General features: G+C 54.9%; 12 protein-coding genes. 6 read left to right on the top strand and 6 right to left on the bottom strand.

All coding sequences use genetic code 11. The features are described from left to right. Positions 1–44 precede the first annotated feature (44 nt). Complete coding sequence (locus ACR0EF_RS03040; protein ID WP_170357376.1) at positions 45–734, bottom strand: hypothetical protein; 690 nt, start codon at positions 732–734, stop codon at positions 45–47. After that, complete coding sequence (locus tag ACR0EF_RS03035; RefSeq protein WP_170343549.1) at positions 734–871, bottom strand: hypothetical protein; 138 nt, start codon at positions 869–871, stop codon at positions 734–736. The genes ACR0EF_RS03040 and ACR0EF_RS03035 overlap by 1 nt, the downstream gene beginning before the upstream one ends. Before the next feature lie 1,430 nt (positions 872–2,301). Between ACR0EF_RS03035 and ACR0EF_RS03030 the strand changes: the two genes are divergently transcribed. Continuing rightward, on the top strand, positions 2,302–2,694 hold the full coding sequence (locus tag ACR0EF_RS03030; RefSeq protein ID WP_254433938.1) for a helix-turn-helix transcriptional regulator: 393 nt from the start codon (positions 2,302–2,304) through the stop codon (positions 2,692–2,694). Between the two features lie 745 nt (positions 2,695–3,439). On the opposite strand, the gene ACR0EF_RS03025 is transcribed toward ACR0EF_RS03030, so the two are convergent. The 4 genes from ACR0EF_RS03025 to ACR0EF_RS03010 all read right to left on the bottom strand — a co-directional run bounded on the left by ACR0EF_RS03025 (position 3,440) and on the right by ACR0EF_RS03010 (position 7,319). After that, complete coding sequence (locus tag ACR0EF_RS03025) at positions 3,440–3,820, bottom strand: hypothetical protein (protein ID WP_170337130.1); 381 nt, start codon at positions 3,818–3,820, stop codon at positions 3,440–3,442. A gap of 114 nt (positions 3,821–3,934) precedes the next feature. After that, entirely contained in the window at positions 3,935–5,113 is a 1,179-nt protein-coding gene (locus tag ACR0EF_RS03020) for a carbohydrate porin (protein WP_170357375.1), read from the bottom strand. After that, positions 5,110–5,874, bottom strand: coding sequence for a DUF3299 domain-containing protein (locus ACR0EF_RS03015; RefSeq protein WP_170357374.1), 765 nt, complete (start codon positions 5,872–5,874; stop codon positions 5,110–5,112). Before ACR0EF_RS03015 ends, ACR0EF_RS03020 begins: the two co-directional genes overlap by 4 nt. A gap of 26 nt (positions 5,875–5,900) precedes the next feature. Continuing rightward, complete coding sequence (locus ACR0EF_RS03010; RefSeq protein WP_253284273.1) at positions 5,901–7,319, bottom strand: amidohydrolase family protein; 1,419 nt, start codon at positions 7,317–7,319, stop codon at positions 5,901–5,903. Between the two features lie 111 nt (positions 7,320–7,430). Between ACR0EF_RS03010 and ACR0EF_RS03005 the strand changes: the two genes are divergently transcribed. The 5 genes from ACR0EF_RS03005 (at position 7,431) to ACR0EF_RS02985 (ending at position 13,725) form a co-directional block, all read left to right on the top strand. Beyond that, positions 7,431–8,438, top strand: a complete 1,008-nt coding sequence (locus ACR0EF_RS03005) for a helix-turn-helix domain-containing protein (protein ID WP_170357373.1) — start codon at positions 7,431–7,433, stop codon at positions 8,436–8,438. Between the two features lie 932 nt (positions 8,439–9,370). After that, complete coding sequence (locus ACR0EF_RS03000; protein ID WP_170369649.1) at positions 9,371–10,225, top strand: hypothetical protein; 855 nt, start codon at positions 9,371–9,373, stop codon at positions 10,223–10,225. Between the two features lie 205 nt (positions 10,226–10,430). Then, positions 10,431–11,825 carry a metal-dependent hydrolase family protein gene (locus ACR0EF_RS02995; RefSeq protein WP_217353715.1) on the top strand — a complete coding sequence of 465 codons (1,395 nt, stop codon included), beginning with the start codon at positions 10,431–10,433 and terminating at the stop codon, positions 11,823–11,825. Positions 11,826–11,954: 129 nt separating this feature from the next. After that, positions 11,955–12,101, top strand: a complete 147-nt coding sequence (locus ACR0EF_RS02990) for a hypothetical protein (protein WP_170371463.1) — start codon at positions 11,955–11,957, stop codon at positions 12,099–12,101. Positions 12,102–12,117: 16 nt separating this feature from the next. Beyond that, positions 12,118–13,725 carry a HoxN/HupN/NixA family nickel/cobalt transporter gene (locus ACR0EF_RS02985; RefSeq protein WP_170371465.1) on the top strand — a complete coding sequence of 536 codons (1,608 nt, stop codon included), beginning with the start codon at positions 12,118–12,120 and terminating at the stop codon, positions 13,723–13,725. The last annotated feature ends 685 nt before the right edge of the window (positions 13,726–14,410 follow it).

The following is a 14,410-nucleotide window of genomic DNA, read 5'->3' as shown; positions in this document are numbered from 1 at the left end:
TTCCGATTTAGAGCTCACTTCAAAAGCGGGGGCTGGAACGTGCGTCATAGAACCGAACGAACAGCGTCGCGCAGTTCCTGATGCATAATCCAAGTTGCGGGCTCGTCGTCACTTTCGATGTGAGAAAATGCCAGAACCTGTGCGGCTCCATCATTCTGTGCCGATCCGGCTTCGGGAAGATCCAGCTCCAGATATTCCGCAATCAATAGCCCGATTTTCTTGAAGACCTTGATAGAGGCTTCGCGCGATTTGTAGCCGGCCGCCTGAGACAAGTTACCAATGGTCAGACCGTCCTTGCCCGCGATGGTAAGTGCTTTCAGCAACCTGACCTGCGCAGGGGTGAGCCTGATCTGGCGCAATGCCTCGGCATATTCTCTTTCACTGGGAACGAGGGTTCCGGAGTTTCCCTCAAAACGGCGTTGACCGCTACGCTTCCTGTCTCGTTCTTCGAGAATTTCTTTCAAGGCTTCTATAGCCAATGCTGGTGTTTCTCCAACTGCATCGGCAATCATTGTCTGCGTTTTTGCCGGCGGTTTGGGAAACGCCCGTGCAACACTATCGCCGCTCAGAACGCCGGCCTTGATCAAGTACTTTCCAAACTCTTCCTCAATCACTCCTGATACGTCAGCGTTCCGCGACTTACGAACACTGCGGTCCTGAAATGCTCGTTGTTCCAGACCTCGAGCTGACATCTTTGAACCGGAAAGGGTAATTTGAGGGGTATTTTTGCGCATCAGAGAAACACCACTACAACTATCGCTGCGACAAACACCGCCGATGCAATAGATATCTTTATCCTATTGGACCGGCGACGCGCCTTTTCAGCCTTGATGCTTTTGCCCAGGTTTTCATCAATCGAGTCATTGTTCACGGCTTTGTCCTTCCTGATTTCTCATGCGGCATAGGTTTCCACCAACGCATTGTTATGGCACATTTTCCGTGCACGTATCGTTCTGTCTTGTGAATGGACGATTACATTCCCAACCGTCACCTCTTCGGTTCAAATGAGCGTTGGAAGGAACTTGAATCTTATCGCACCTGTTCCGGTTTGCGCGAAAACCACGTTCGCATTTCCATCCGGAAAAAGTCTCAGGGGCGAGATATGCATCCTGTGGAATTGCCACTGGTTCACAGCTGCTCTCCGCCGCCCTGTAACCTCTGAGGCACACCCATCCATCCGAGCTTCTTTTGTCGCTCAGACGACCGTTTTTTGGGACATCTATTGCAACACAATCCTGGTTTTCTTTACGAAATCCCCAGTTGCAGTGTATTTCCTGCACGCCGAACCGAGTTTCGACGTACCCATTTTGGGGCGAAATCACTTCTTCACACTCTTCTCCGGCACGCTGGAACAGCCGATTGCACGTCCACTGATCTCCGGTTGATGCCAGGTAGGCATTTTCAGGAACTCTTATTTTCTCACAGAGTTCTCCGACATTCTGAAAACCGTGATTGCATTCCCACCCGCGGCCATAGGAGCTACCCGTTAAATATGCGTTTTGGGGTACGTCTGGACTTTGGCAGGATCCGTTTCTGTTTTCGAAACCTTCGTCACAAACCGTTGCACTGGCATTGCCTGCGACTTGGGCAGCAAGCTGCGTTCCTGAGAGCGACACCAAAAGTGTCGAGATCAAACAAAGTATGCAGCGCGTAAACCCAATGAGTGACTGATCCAAACGGAGCCAGAGACCTGATCTATCGGGCATCAAACACGCAACTCATGTGCCAAGTGCTGTTCATGCGGCGCCTTCTTTCCTTGGTCACGCGATGACAGGTGCATGTCCGGTGACAGTTGCAAATGCTTGCGAGGAACGAGCTCATAGCGAAGACCCCAGCGAAACCCGTTCCTATGCTGGGGCACATGCTACAGTTAGTCTGAAGGCCATTGGTTTATCGTAACCGGCAGCATCGCGGCGACGAGATACTTTCACCAATACACTTTTGTGGTTCGTGGCAGCGATAGAGTCAAGGAACTTTCCTTCGTCGCCGTGGCAGCACCGCTAGGGCTGGTAGTATTTGAAACTGCAGGTGACCAAGTTGCCAAACAAGCCTCCGAAAGAAATTAACTGGCACCGGTCTGACGTTGTAAAGATTTGGAGCTGGACCAACAGCGAATACCAACTTTGTCTCGCGTTGCCCTTATCGGGCCTGTGAGCCTCCCCATCTGAATTGGTCTGACCTGCTCCCCTTGGAGTCCGCTTTTATTGGTTAGCTCTGTTCAGGGTTTGGTCCTCTTCTGACCATTGGTGATACTCCCGCGGGGTGAGCCCGTCGAGGCTCGTGTGCGGGCGGTTGCGCGAACTGTGCTACGCGGTGCTCATGGGCGAGGCCGGCACCGCCGCAAGACGTGCCTTTGGCGTCGGCAACGAAATCGCGCGCACCATCGCCTATCTTGCAAACCACCTGAACAAGCAGGTCACCATCGACGATTTGGCCGATCGGGTGGGCATGAGCCGCGCGGTCTTCCATCGGCGTTTCAAGGAAGCCACGACAATGTCGCCGATCCAGTTCGTGAAATCGATGCGGCTGAACAAAGCCGCGATGAAAATCGCCGAGGGAAAGACCGTTTCGGAGGCCGCCTGGGATGTGGGTTACCAAAGCTTCTCCCAGTTCAGCTGCGAGTTCAAACGGATGTATGGCCAGTCACCCCGACAATGGAGCCACGACCGACACGTGGCGACAGGGATAGCCTGAAGCCAAGATTGCGGACCTTGGATTAGGCGATACGAACGGTAGCTTCGTCGGGTTTGCCGACTTCCCTAACAGGCACTCGCAGCGAATGTCCGCAATGCGGGCTGCGACTGCAGAAACCCTGAAGCGCGACCAACGGCAGGTTTGGGCCGTCCTCAAACTATGCAATGGTCCCTATCCTGCGCATTGCTGTAATTGGGGGATCGCGCAGCATCGGTCAAAGTGGGCTCGTAGCCGCCTTGCGGCGGCGCAGCGGCTCAAGCTTGGATGACGGCTCAAAAGCAGCCATTGGAACCGCTCAGAAACTTCAGCCCTGTCATCGGGATAGCAGGAAACCTTGACATTCGCTGCCAGAAGCGGTCGCTCGGCGGGCTCGGTTCGGATGGCTGCAGGGAGCCCAAAATACAAAATGCTTCAACGCGCTTTAAGGTCAGCGATGCGCAGAAAGCAGACTTTGCAAAGTCCGGTTGACCACATTGTCCACCAAAGGCGACAGTTCTGCTTCGCGACTGGGCTATACATAGCCCTCAAAGCGTATTGTTTGCGGGACTTCAGTTGCACCGTTTTCCTGAGCGAGTAAGGCGCGTGCTGACGAAAAGGTAGCAAGCGCAAAAAGAACAAGAAGGGCCTTTATCATCGTAGCGCCTCGGATCCGGGTTTTGAACTTGGGTCGGGGTTCACAAATGATCGCCCCGGCCAGCGTCAGGGCAAACGAGGTAGTTCTTGCCCTGAAACATCGTACTTTCGCCTAATTTAGAAGATCACCGACGATGCCGACGGCATCGACCACGGTAGACAGGTCATTCGTAACTTCGAGGACTTCGTCATCGACCAGAATGTAGCGGTTTCCTTTGCCCGGCTCCCCAAGCTTCCATTTGGAAAGGTCCCCAATATCCTCGAACTCCAGGTCAGATGGGAGCTTGGCACCGCGCGTGTAGCGCTTGATCTGTCCAGGTGGTACAGCTTTTGGGCCTTTGCCGGGTTTGTCTTCTATCTGAATGCTGACATCACCGTTCTTGCCCCCCTTGTTCGGCTTTTTACCCTTGTTGTCTTTGGCATGGGCATCGCTGCCTCCAAGGATGAAAAACACAACTGCTAAGGCTGCAAGAATTCCGTATGCAATCTTCATAGATTGTTCCTTTGCTTCCCAACTTCATTCGACCGGCGTTGAAAATTCCGGCACGCGCTTGATCTCTCTTAGTTGCCCTTTGGCACACCCCTTAGTGACTGCCTTCACCCCGCATTAGAAAACGATCCGGGTTCTTAGACCGAACAGGGTAATCCGGTCCTGATCGGGATTTAGAAGCGGGTCGGAAATGAATTGTACCGATGGCGTGATCTGCAGTCCGGGTGAGATTGAAAAGCGGTAGAAAGCTTCAAGCGTGAACTGATCGCCATCTATGCCTCTTGCTTCGGCCCAGTTTAGGCCCAGACCGGCCAAATCGGTGTTGCGACCATAGTAACCGAGACCGGCAGAAATCGACCGTTCATAAAGCGCTGCGGTTCCCTTCGAGGCCCCTGCACGGAAGAACGGCATCCATTTATTGTCAACAAACCATGCGGCGGAAAACGCTGCGCCGTAATCTTCTGCTCGACTGCCATCGTCAGCCGCATCCGCATGCCAGAGGGTCAGATGGATATTGTCGAAGTAGATGCGATCAAAGCCGGACGTGTACCCAAGTTCGAGCGACTTGAAGAGATTGCCGTCGCTAAACACATCAAAGTTTGGATCGGACGGGTCGGCGTTTGCGTCTGATACGCTGGCAACGGCGTAGAGGTTCTCGCTCAGCTTTACCCCACCGGCAATACCAAGGCCTTGGTTGGGCGTGTTGATTGTCGGGTTGGTATTGAAAGACAGGTTTTGAAAACCACTGTAGGGGCTTACCAACCCGTAGATATCCACAAAGTCCGTTACATCAATCTGGCCGACTTGCAGCGCCCACGACCCATTCTCAGCCCTTTGGGTCCAGAACAAATTGGTCAGAAGCAAACCGTTGTCATTGAAGGCTGTTCCCGTGATTGAAAGGGCTCCGCCATCCAGCCCGAGAAATTGCGGAGCAACGTCAGTATAACTGTGCCTGTCTTCAATCTTGAATGTCAGAGACCCCCGTTCAGTTGCCTGCCAACTGCCGTAGAACCGCGCAATTCCGCTGGCTGCTTCGCCGGTTCCCAGATCAGCATCCGTGGTTTGGCCCAATGCCAGGTAGTCAATGTTGAACCGAAAACCACCCTCAGCCAGTCGGTCTTTCCACTGAAACCAACCCGGTGCGATGTTGCGTGGAAAATCGGAACGATATTGCGGATCGGTGAGCCCGTCTCCGGGCGCAAGATCGGCTTCGACTGAAGATGGCCCGGATAGTCCCTGAGCCGACGCTGCGCCAGCAAATGCAAGGCTCAATGCGGCAACCAGAAGTCTTATCATTTTGACGCCTGTGCCCCACCGGTCTTGCGATTTCCTGCCGCGCGGATGCGATCAGCAGCACGCTGCTTCCATTCCAACCTGTCTGCCTCGGTTTCCAGAGTTTCGACACGTTCCGCCTCTAGCTGGAAAGTCGCATTCATAGGCATGAGGCCATCCACAACCATCATATTATGAACGGAAGGATCGATAGTCAGCGTGCCTGTCAGCCGAACGGGTTCGTGGAAATAGCTAGGCGCCCAGTCCCCGTTCAACCGCACACGGATCATCTGGTTAGGCGGAGGTGGAGGCATGTGGCTGCACATCCCTCTTTCTGGCACCAAATACGCCACAGGCCGGCCGTCCGGATCGCTCGGAGCAGGAATGGCAAAGCCCGCGAGTGTGATTGTTCGGCCGTCGAATTGCGGGTTTCCGCTCGTTCCAGCCTTTCTTCGACGTTCAGTCACAACCTCGCGCTGATCGAGTAACCAGTCGACGTCAATTCCGTCTGACACCAAGGCGTCTTCGGTCTCTGCTAAATGCAATTGCCATTTCTGCCGTTCTTCGGCGCTGCCAACCTCCTGCTGCAACCTGCCGCGTATACGCACAACGAAAAGAACATCGTCGAACTGTTCAGGGCTGAGATCACGATAGGGGTCATCAAAGACCTGCGCAGACGGATCTAGCAGGTCTGCCCAGTCCAACGCGGTTCCAGGCGTCGCCGCAGCATCATAACCGCACAAAACCAACCCTGCGAATACTGCGGAGCAAAACCAATTTCGCATGAATGCTCTCCGGCTGCTTTATCTGGTCAATCCAGTGTGTTTTTGTAGATCACACCGTCCTTCATGATCAGGCGGATTGTTTCTGGGCTTTCAGGCCTCGGGTCGGCCCCAAACCATTGATCACCCGTACCAACCACCGAGAAATCTTCGAGCGGATTACCGTCGATCAGCAGGATATCCGCATAGGCGCCTTCCTCGATCACACCGAGCTTGCCAGCCGTGTAAGGGTTCGAAAAATCGCCTGACAAAGCTACGACCTCACCGCCGATTGACGTAAGTGTCACCATCGACTGGTACGGTCCGAAGAACTCGTTATTGAGATGTTTTTCATAAGCAATCTGGATGTTGCATGCTTCCACTGATCCCACGCAATCGGTCTGAAAGCCGCGTTTTACCGGGCATTCCTTCATATTCGGAATGTAGTTCGCGAAAGTCGCGGACGCCGATATCGCTTTCGCGAGGCTCTTGGGCTCGTTCTTGACCGATGGGATATCCAACAAACCCGGATCAAAAGCCGTGAGGTTAGTCGTTATGTAAGCCCCTTTCTCGTTCATAATCTCGGCAATCTCGCAATCGAAGGAGAAGCCGTGTTCAATGGACATTACACCGGCCTCAAGGGCGTTCATGATTGCTTCCTTGCGGTAAGAATGCGCCATGACATAGGTGCCGTATTCGTTGGCAACCTGAACGGCAGCTTCGATTTCTTCCTTGGAGCCGGCGAGCAACTGCCATGGGTCAAACGCCGAGATCACCCCACCCGACTGCATGAATTTCAGCTGTGTCGCCCCCATGCGCATGTTATTACGACCATACAGGTAGACATCATCGACACCGCTGACTTGTTGCGCCATGTTCAGATTACCGAAGTTGGTCTGTCCGCCCGGCGGCGAGGTGAAGGATGCGAAGTCAGCGTGGCCGCCGCGTGTCCCGAGGAACGCGCCTGACGCATAGTGACGTGGACCGACGATCTGTCCGGCGTCGATGGCCCTCCGCAGACCGCCGTTGGCGCCGCCAGCATCTCTTACAGTCGTAAATCCTTGCATCAGGTACATCTCGGCCATCCTGGTTCCATGGATGCCAAAATCCTCCCAGGTCGAGTTCGTTTCCATGGAAGCGATAGACGGTCCCATGAGCATGAGGTGTGCGTGAAGCTCAATGAAGCCCGGTGTGAGTGTCCTACCGCCGCCATCGATCACCTCCGCATTGGGGGCATCGATCGCATCAGTTGAGACGACCTTGATAAGGTTGCCCTCAACCAGAACGCTTGCATTTTCGATCCGCTGTTCATTCACACCGTCGAAGACATGCACGTTGGTAAACAGCGTTTGGGGTTCTTCTTGATCCTGAGCCTGCGCGGTCGCCGAAAAAGAAAGAACTGCCGCGACAATTGCCGTCGAGCAAAGAGACATTCGTAAGCCGGACATAAGTACTCCCTTCATATTCATGTTTTGCCAACTATAGTCTGGAATTCATTGGCTCGGTTGCCCCTTTTGAATTAGGATGTACGAATGTGACTGCAAAAATGGCCACTTCTTAAAGCTAATCCAACAAGGGTTATGAGCTTGCCTTTCAACTCCACCTCCCGAGAGCATAGCGAGGGCTTTGTTCGCCTCTCTTTAGCCGCTCCCTTTCTGCAATATCTCACCGAACGTAAGATCAATCCGCAACCAGCATTGGATCAGGTCGGCTTGAAAGCTGAACTGATGACTAACCCATCCGTGTTCGTTCACTCCGAGTTGGTTTACGGCTTGGTAAATGCTTTCTCAGAAGTATCAGGGGATCGATACCTAGGACTGAATGTAGGGGAAGCGTTTGACCTACAAGGATGGCCGCCCTTCGCTCAAGCCTTGCAATCTACAAAAACGCTGTTCGAGTTTTTTACCCGCTTTGTTGAGCTCGTGCCGCAGGAGTCCAATTCTGTGCGGCACAGCCTTGTCATTGAAGCAGACAAAGCGACTTATCGTATCGAGAGGCAACAGGAACCAACCGTCCCACCCATTCAGGTGACCGGTTTTGGTGCCGCAATCTATGTACGCCTATTGCAGACCGTCGTCGGAGAGTCCTGGGACTCTTCCCGTGTGCGATGGGAAAGCAGATACATCAATGGGCTGCCTATCGACTACAAAGGGATCGAGGTTGGCCTTGGGACTGATCCCGGAATGCAAATTAGTTTTCCTGTGGAATGGTTGTTTTTGCACCACGTCTCTGAGGGTTCTGCCAAGCCCATAGCATCACTTCGACAAGATGAAGAAGTAACCGTGGTGGCAGCTTTGCGATCTGTCTTACGCGACAAACTGGATGAAACCGATTTGGGACCAGAGATGGTGGCTGGAATGCTGGGAATACAACCGGAACGGTTTCTGAAAGCGCTTCAAAAACAAGGCACAACGCTACCGCGCGAAATCAAACGGCTGCGTATCGATGTCGCCAAGGAGCACCTCAAACAAAACCAGATGACAATTGCAGAGATCGGACTGATGCTCGGCTATTCTGACAAGTCCCATTTCACTCGCTTTTTCCGAGGTCAGACCGGAATGACACCGACCAAGTTCCGAAGCAAGTAAATGTGGTCGAGCCAAATGAACGCTTCGAAGATTAGGTCCTCGTGGGATCAGTTCGGAGAAGTTGTAGTGCGACGTTGAACAGGTTAGTCGACGACATGAATGGTTGGTTGCCACCGCCGATACAACCTCTGCAACTGGCCGTTTCGTTGTGTATTTCGGAGTTAGCAAAGCTTGGTTGCGAAGGTCCGCTTCGGGCTGCGTGCGGCCAATCATGCTAACAGCAGACAACGATGGCACCGAGCCCAATTCAGTCGTCTACAGCAGACAACATGATTTCCTGAACGTCGCGCATGTCCTAGTCAATGGCTTGGTGCAAAACTGAAAAGCGTGATTGTGAATGCTTGCTTCAGGCTGGGACCAGCCAATCATGCTTGCTGCGGAGAACGGCAACACTGAGCCCACTTTGACCGATGCTGCGCGATCCCCCAATTACAGCAATGCGCAGGATAGGGACCATTGCATAGTTTGAGGACGGCCCAGACCTGCCGTTCACTCGTAGCACGGCATGCTGCGGTGCGGCCCGCCGAACCTGATATTCGCTGCAACGGCTAAATCTGCGGATTGGCGAATTACACAGTGCGGACGCAACCGCCGGTGCCCGGCTATGGGTGAAGGCCGGCTTTGGATAGCCGTGTCCAATTAAAACCCATCAATAGGACCATTCTCACAGCCAAGGTCGTCGAAACGGACTTGAGTATGGTGGCCGAACTGGCAGCATAGATCAATGGAACAGAAACCTCCGGCCAGATCGGCAGAAAATCTGACAACGGTCGAGGACGCGTTGGGTAGCACATCATCCCTCATGATCCCTCATGGTGTATGAAAATTTTTGCAGGTTGCAATTCGAGATCTGGGCTTGTCTCATGCGAGAGTGTCAGCGCGTGTCGAAAGGCTGACGAGATCAGCACCAACTCGAGATGGGGAACAGCCGAGTGGACACCGTCGAAATCAAATCCTTGTATCGAGCCTCGGGCACATCGCTTGCACCGAAGCTGCGCAGATTACCTGCAATGGTAGCTCTCTTTGCAGCCACCATTGCACCACCTGCCAAAGCTCAGGAAGACCTCAGCGAGATCAACAACGGAACAAATCCAACGCTGCTCACGACGCAGTTTGGGCTTCAGTATCAGTTCAACCAGATCAATTCCGACCTGAACACCGGTCTGTTCGAGGCCTTCTATACGCAGCCTTTTGGTGAGGGTGGGAAACGGGCCTTCCGGATCACCGTGCCCGGATCGGACAGCCCGTTCAACGCAAACCCCATCTTCGGCGGAAAGCCAGGGGTTGAATTCACGCTGGGCGACATCAGCGTTACCTACATTGACGTTTTTTACCTTACCGAGAAAAACGGGGCCGCTTTCACTTTTGAACTGTTTCTGGACACAGCAGAAACCGAAGCCGCCGGCTATGGTCAATTTGCCGGTGAAACCTCGGCCTTCTACGCGTGGTTTCTCAACAACGGAGCAATTTTCGCCCCGGCCTGGGTTCAGACATTCGGACTGGAGGGCGGAAATGATCAAGGTCAGAATGTGAACACTACCACGATCGACTTCTACTATGTTCCCAAGCTGAAAAATCCGCGTTTCTACCTGACCTTCGACCCGGCCATCATCCACGATTGGGAAACGGACGCGACGTTCGGCAGCCTACAGGTGACCGCGGGCATGCTGACGGGCAAGGCATTTGGCGGTGACGGTCAAGTGTTCATCAAGCCTGGCATTCTGTTTGGCGGCGACAGGCCGGCAGAGTGGTCTGTCCAGGTTGGATATAAGGTGCTGAACTTCTGATGCGGGGCGATGTCACTGTTGACTTCTTGGGTCTGCTCACGCCCTCATGTGACTGAACATTTCAGTGCCACGGAAGCACAAGAAAGCCCAGCGGGTCCACTCACCGCGATCCGCTATTTTTTGAAAACCCAGGCTGCGCACCCCAAAACAGTTTTGCGCGACCAAAACCAAATTCATTCATCGCTTGAAAATGAGGATGTACATCATGACCAACAGATCACTCACCTATCTGCTCTGCACGACGCTCGCCGCGACTCCGGTCAGCGTTCTGGCGCATGAGGCCAACCATGAGGTCGTCCCGGCCGGTGTCGTCGGTGAAATTGAAACCACCAACGTAAAGATGAAATTCGACAGTGTCCTGATCAGGGGGGCACAGGTCTTCAACGGGTGTGACGAAGAGCTCGCGGATGTTGACGTTCTGATTTCCGGTCAGTTGATCTCCGCCATTGGTTCCGATCTTGAGGCACCCGAAGGCGCTTTCGAGATCGATGCCGAGGGCTACACGCTCATCCCCGGCCTGATCGACGCGCATTGGCATGGGGTCTTTGCCGAAGCGACGATCGCGCAACTGGCCCTGACGGGCGAGGGCTACTGGAACCTTTTGGCTGCCAAGGCCCAGAACAACGCGCTGTCGCGCGGGTTCACAACAGTGCGTGACGTGGCCGGACCGATGTTCGACATCGCGCGCGCAACGAACGAGGGGCTGATCGACGGGCCGCGGGTCTTTCCATCCGGGCCAGCCTTGTCAATCACCGCCGGCCACCAGGATTTCCGGATTACGCGGGAAGTGCCTCAGGCCATCGGCGATCTTCATTCGTTCGAGACGAACAACATGTTCTACATCACCGACGGCGTTCCGGATGTGCTGAAACGTGTGCGCGAGAACCTGATGCAGGGCGCGACGCACATCAAGCTGATGGCGGGTGGCGGTGTGACCTCAGCATATGACCCGATCCACACGATCCAGTTCACGGACGAGGAATTCCAGGCCGCTGTCGAAGCCACCGAAGCCTGGGGCACCTATGTGACGACCCATGCGATCAATGATGAAGCGGTTCGGCATTCGATCGAGAATGGCGCGCGCAGCGTCGAGCACGGCCACATGGCCACCCGTGAGACCCTGCAGATGATGAAAGACAAGGGCGTCTGGCTCAGCATGCAGCCTTTCCTTGATGACGAGGATGCGCCGGCCCTGAACGAGTTCCAGAAAGCCAAGTACAAGTTTGTCACCGACGGCACCGACTTCGTTTACAAGACCGCCAAGGATCTGGGCATGAAGATCGCCTTCGGTACCGATACGCTGTTCAGCGCGGATCTTGCCGAACGTCAGGGTGCCGTCTTGGCCAAGATGGAACGTTGGTTCACGCCGTATGAAACGCTTAAAATGGCAACCTGTGACAACGCCGAGCTGCTGAAGATGTCGGGCGACCTGACACCCTACCCACTGGGCCCGCTCGGAGTGATCGAGGAAGGCGCCTATGCGGACATGATCCTCGTCAACGGCAATCCTCTGGAGGATCTGCAGTTGATCGGCGATGCCAAGGCGAACTTCGGCATGATCATGAAGGACGGCACCATCTACAAGTTCGACATGGAGTGACCGGTCATGCGTGGCCGAAAGCTGACTACCTTTGCTTTCGTCCTCGCGGCTTCGGTCGCGGGGGCGCGGGACGCCCCCTGTCCTATTAACAATACACACACTAATGTCCTTGACGGGTTGTCCGCGGAGATGATCGACGTCACCAGTTTCGTCACCGACGGAGGCCTGATCCTGGTTGTCGTCAACCCTCTCGAGGATTTGAGACTGGCCGCCAACCCGTGGGGAAACATTGATCTGATCATGATGGGCAGCGTCAAATTCAAGAACGCGGTGTGACATGGAAAGGCCTGCTATGGACGCGCAACAAGTCATCACCTTTTTCGGGCGTATGGTGCTCTTGCTGTTGCTTGTGCTGGGGCTGCACCCTTCGACCGCGCTGGCCGATGCGCCAGCGCATGTGGTCTGGGATGATCTGGCGCCGTCAACGGCGCCTTATGACGATCCGTTCCTCGAGATGTCCTACAAGCAGAAGGATGACCTGCGAACGATCCTGGATGCCGCGCGCCGCGTGGATGACGCCGAACTCGGCCAGCGGGCACAGGAGGCGCGTGTGCGGCTGCGCGACCAAGGCTTTGACGCGGACGAGCTTTTGACCCAGCGCCTTGTGGTGATGGAGAAACGGCGCGAAGAGGCGACCGGCGTAACCGGGCAGTATCTCGGGCACGAAGTTTCGCTTGATGGATACGTCCTGCCGCTGCGCGGGGATAACGGGCGCGTATTCAGTTTTCTGCTGGTGCCGTGGGTAGGGGCCTGCATTCACACTCCGCCGCCGCCGCCCAACCAGATGGTCCGTGTCGATGTGCCTGAAGGCATTGAAATAGACGAAGCGTTTCACGCAATTCGGCTCCGTGGCGTTCTGGAACATAAACCGTCTGTCAGCAACCTGTTCCTCGTCGACGGGCAGAGGATGGTCGAAGCATCCTACTCATTGAAAGAGGCACAGGTTTGGGGCGTACCGGGTGAAATCAAGGCGTCTGTCGCTGCGCCTGTTCAGGGCAATATCGTGGTCCGAACCCAGGCCTGGATCAGCAATCTCTTCACAACATCAATGACGTCGATGGATCAGGGCAAGTCGCTGGCGACGGTAGCGTTCGCTCTTCTTGTCGCGTTTCTTTATGGGGTCCTGCACACGCTTGGGCCGGGGCACGGCAAGGCCGTCGTGATTTCCTATTTCGTCGGTGAAGGGGGTAGCCTGCGCCGCGGTGTCGGGATGGGAGTTCGCATCGCCATCGTACACGTGTTCTCGGCCGTTGCGGCTGTTTTCCTGCTCGACCTTGCGATCCGGCAAACCACCGGCGGGGCACCATCCGATTACCGGCTCATCCGGCTGGGCAGCTATGCGCTGATCATTGCAATTGGCCTTTGTATGCTTTGGAAAAGCCTTCGGACAATTCATGACCTCCGAAGAACGGCGTCAACAGCCCATGAACACGGGCCGCATCACAGGCACCCGAATGACGACAATACCCACAGCGGCTGCGCTGCCTGCGCAACTGCCAAAAAATCGTCCAGAGGAACTGACGGATGGCTTGCGACAGCGGTGGGTATTGTGCCCTGTACCGGCGCGCTGATCGTAATGCTGGTTGGATTTGCAAATGACCTTGTGTGGCCGGCGCTCACCATGGTGAGCGCGATCTCGCTGGGCATGGCGATCTCCATGTCTCTGATCGGCGTAGCGGCCATCTGGGGGCGCGCAAAGGTTGCGCAGCGGATCGGTTCGAATGCAGCCACCCACCAACGCTTTGAAAGCGTTGCCCAAGTCGCCGGTGCGACCTGTGTGACCGTGGTCGGAGTGCTATTGTTCGTCACGTCATGGAGTGCGCCCGTTCAACCGCTCGCATCCCAGACGGGCCCGGTGGAGAAACCACAAGAAAAGACTTTGTCCGCGCTTAGGGATTGAAAGCCGAGAAGGCCTTTCTGGGTGTGCCTTGTACGCACTATCTCTGGGCAGGACGGGCCGCAGGTCGCGGGAATGAAGGTCCCCTTTTGCGATCTCATCTGTTACACGCTGCACGGCCGCGAATTCACACTTTCCGCCCAACGTGCTGATCAAGCATGACCGCTTTGGGCTGATTGCCTCCATCGTTCTCGGCAATGGGAGCGGCGGATTTGTCCGCAACTCGGTCATAGACCCTCCAAGCTTTGCTGCGCCCACAACGAATGGCCGCTTTTAAGGCTGCGTTGCAGCGCAGCGCTTGGATCAATCAAGGCAACTTTTTTGCTGCATGAGCGAAGGGCGCGATTTCAATCCGGCGGCTCTGGGCTCGTAGCTGTCATTTGTTGCATTCGCCATGAGCAACCGCTGTGCGGACAAAGCTGCCGCGACTCATCTGTCCACCAAGGACAGCAAGCTACTCAAAGCTGACAACGCTTTCCGACGTTTCACAGAACTCGAAAGATTGACACTTCACATCCCTTGGATATTTGCGAGTCGCGCAGGATAGAGGGATAAAAAATAGAAAGACGCTCCATAACGTCAACCGGTTTCGTTTTGACCAGATGCTGGTAGTGATTGAACTGGTACGAACACTGGCAAAGCCATAGGGCTTGTCTCAAGTACCATGGCATTTTGTGATGCGGTGCAG

It is taken from the genome of Ruegeria sp. CG8 (genome assembly GCF_056537165.1).
Note: the sequence above shows the minus strand (reverse complement) of the source record. Positions and strands in the feature narration are given on the sequence as shown.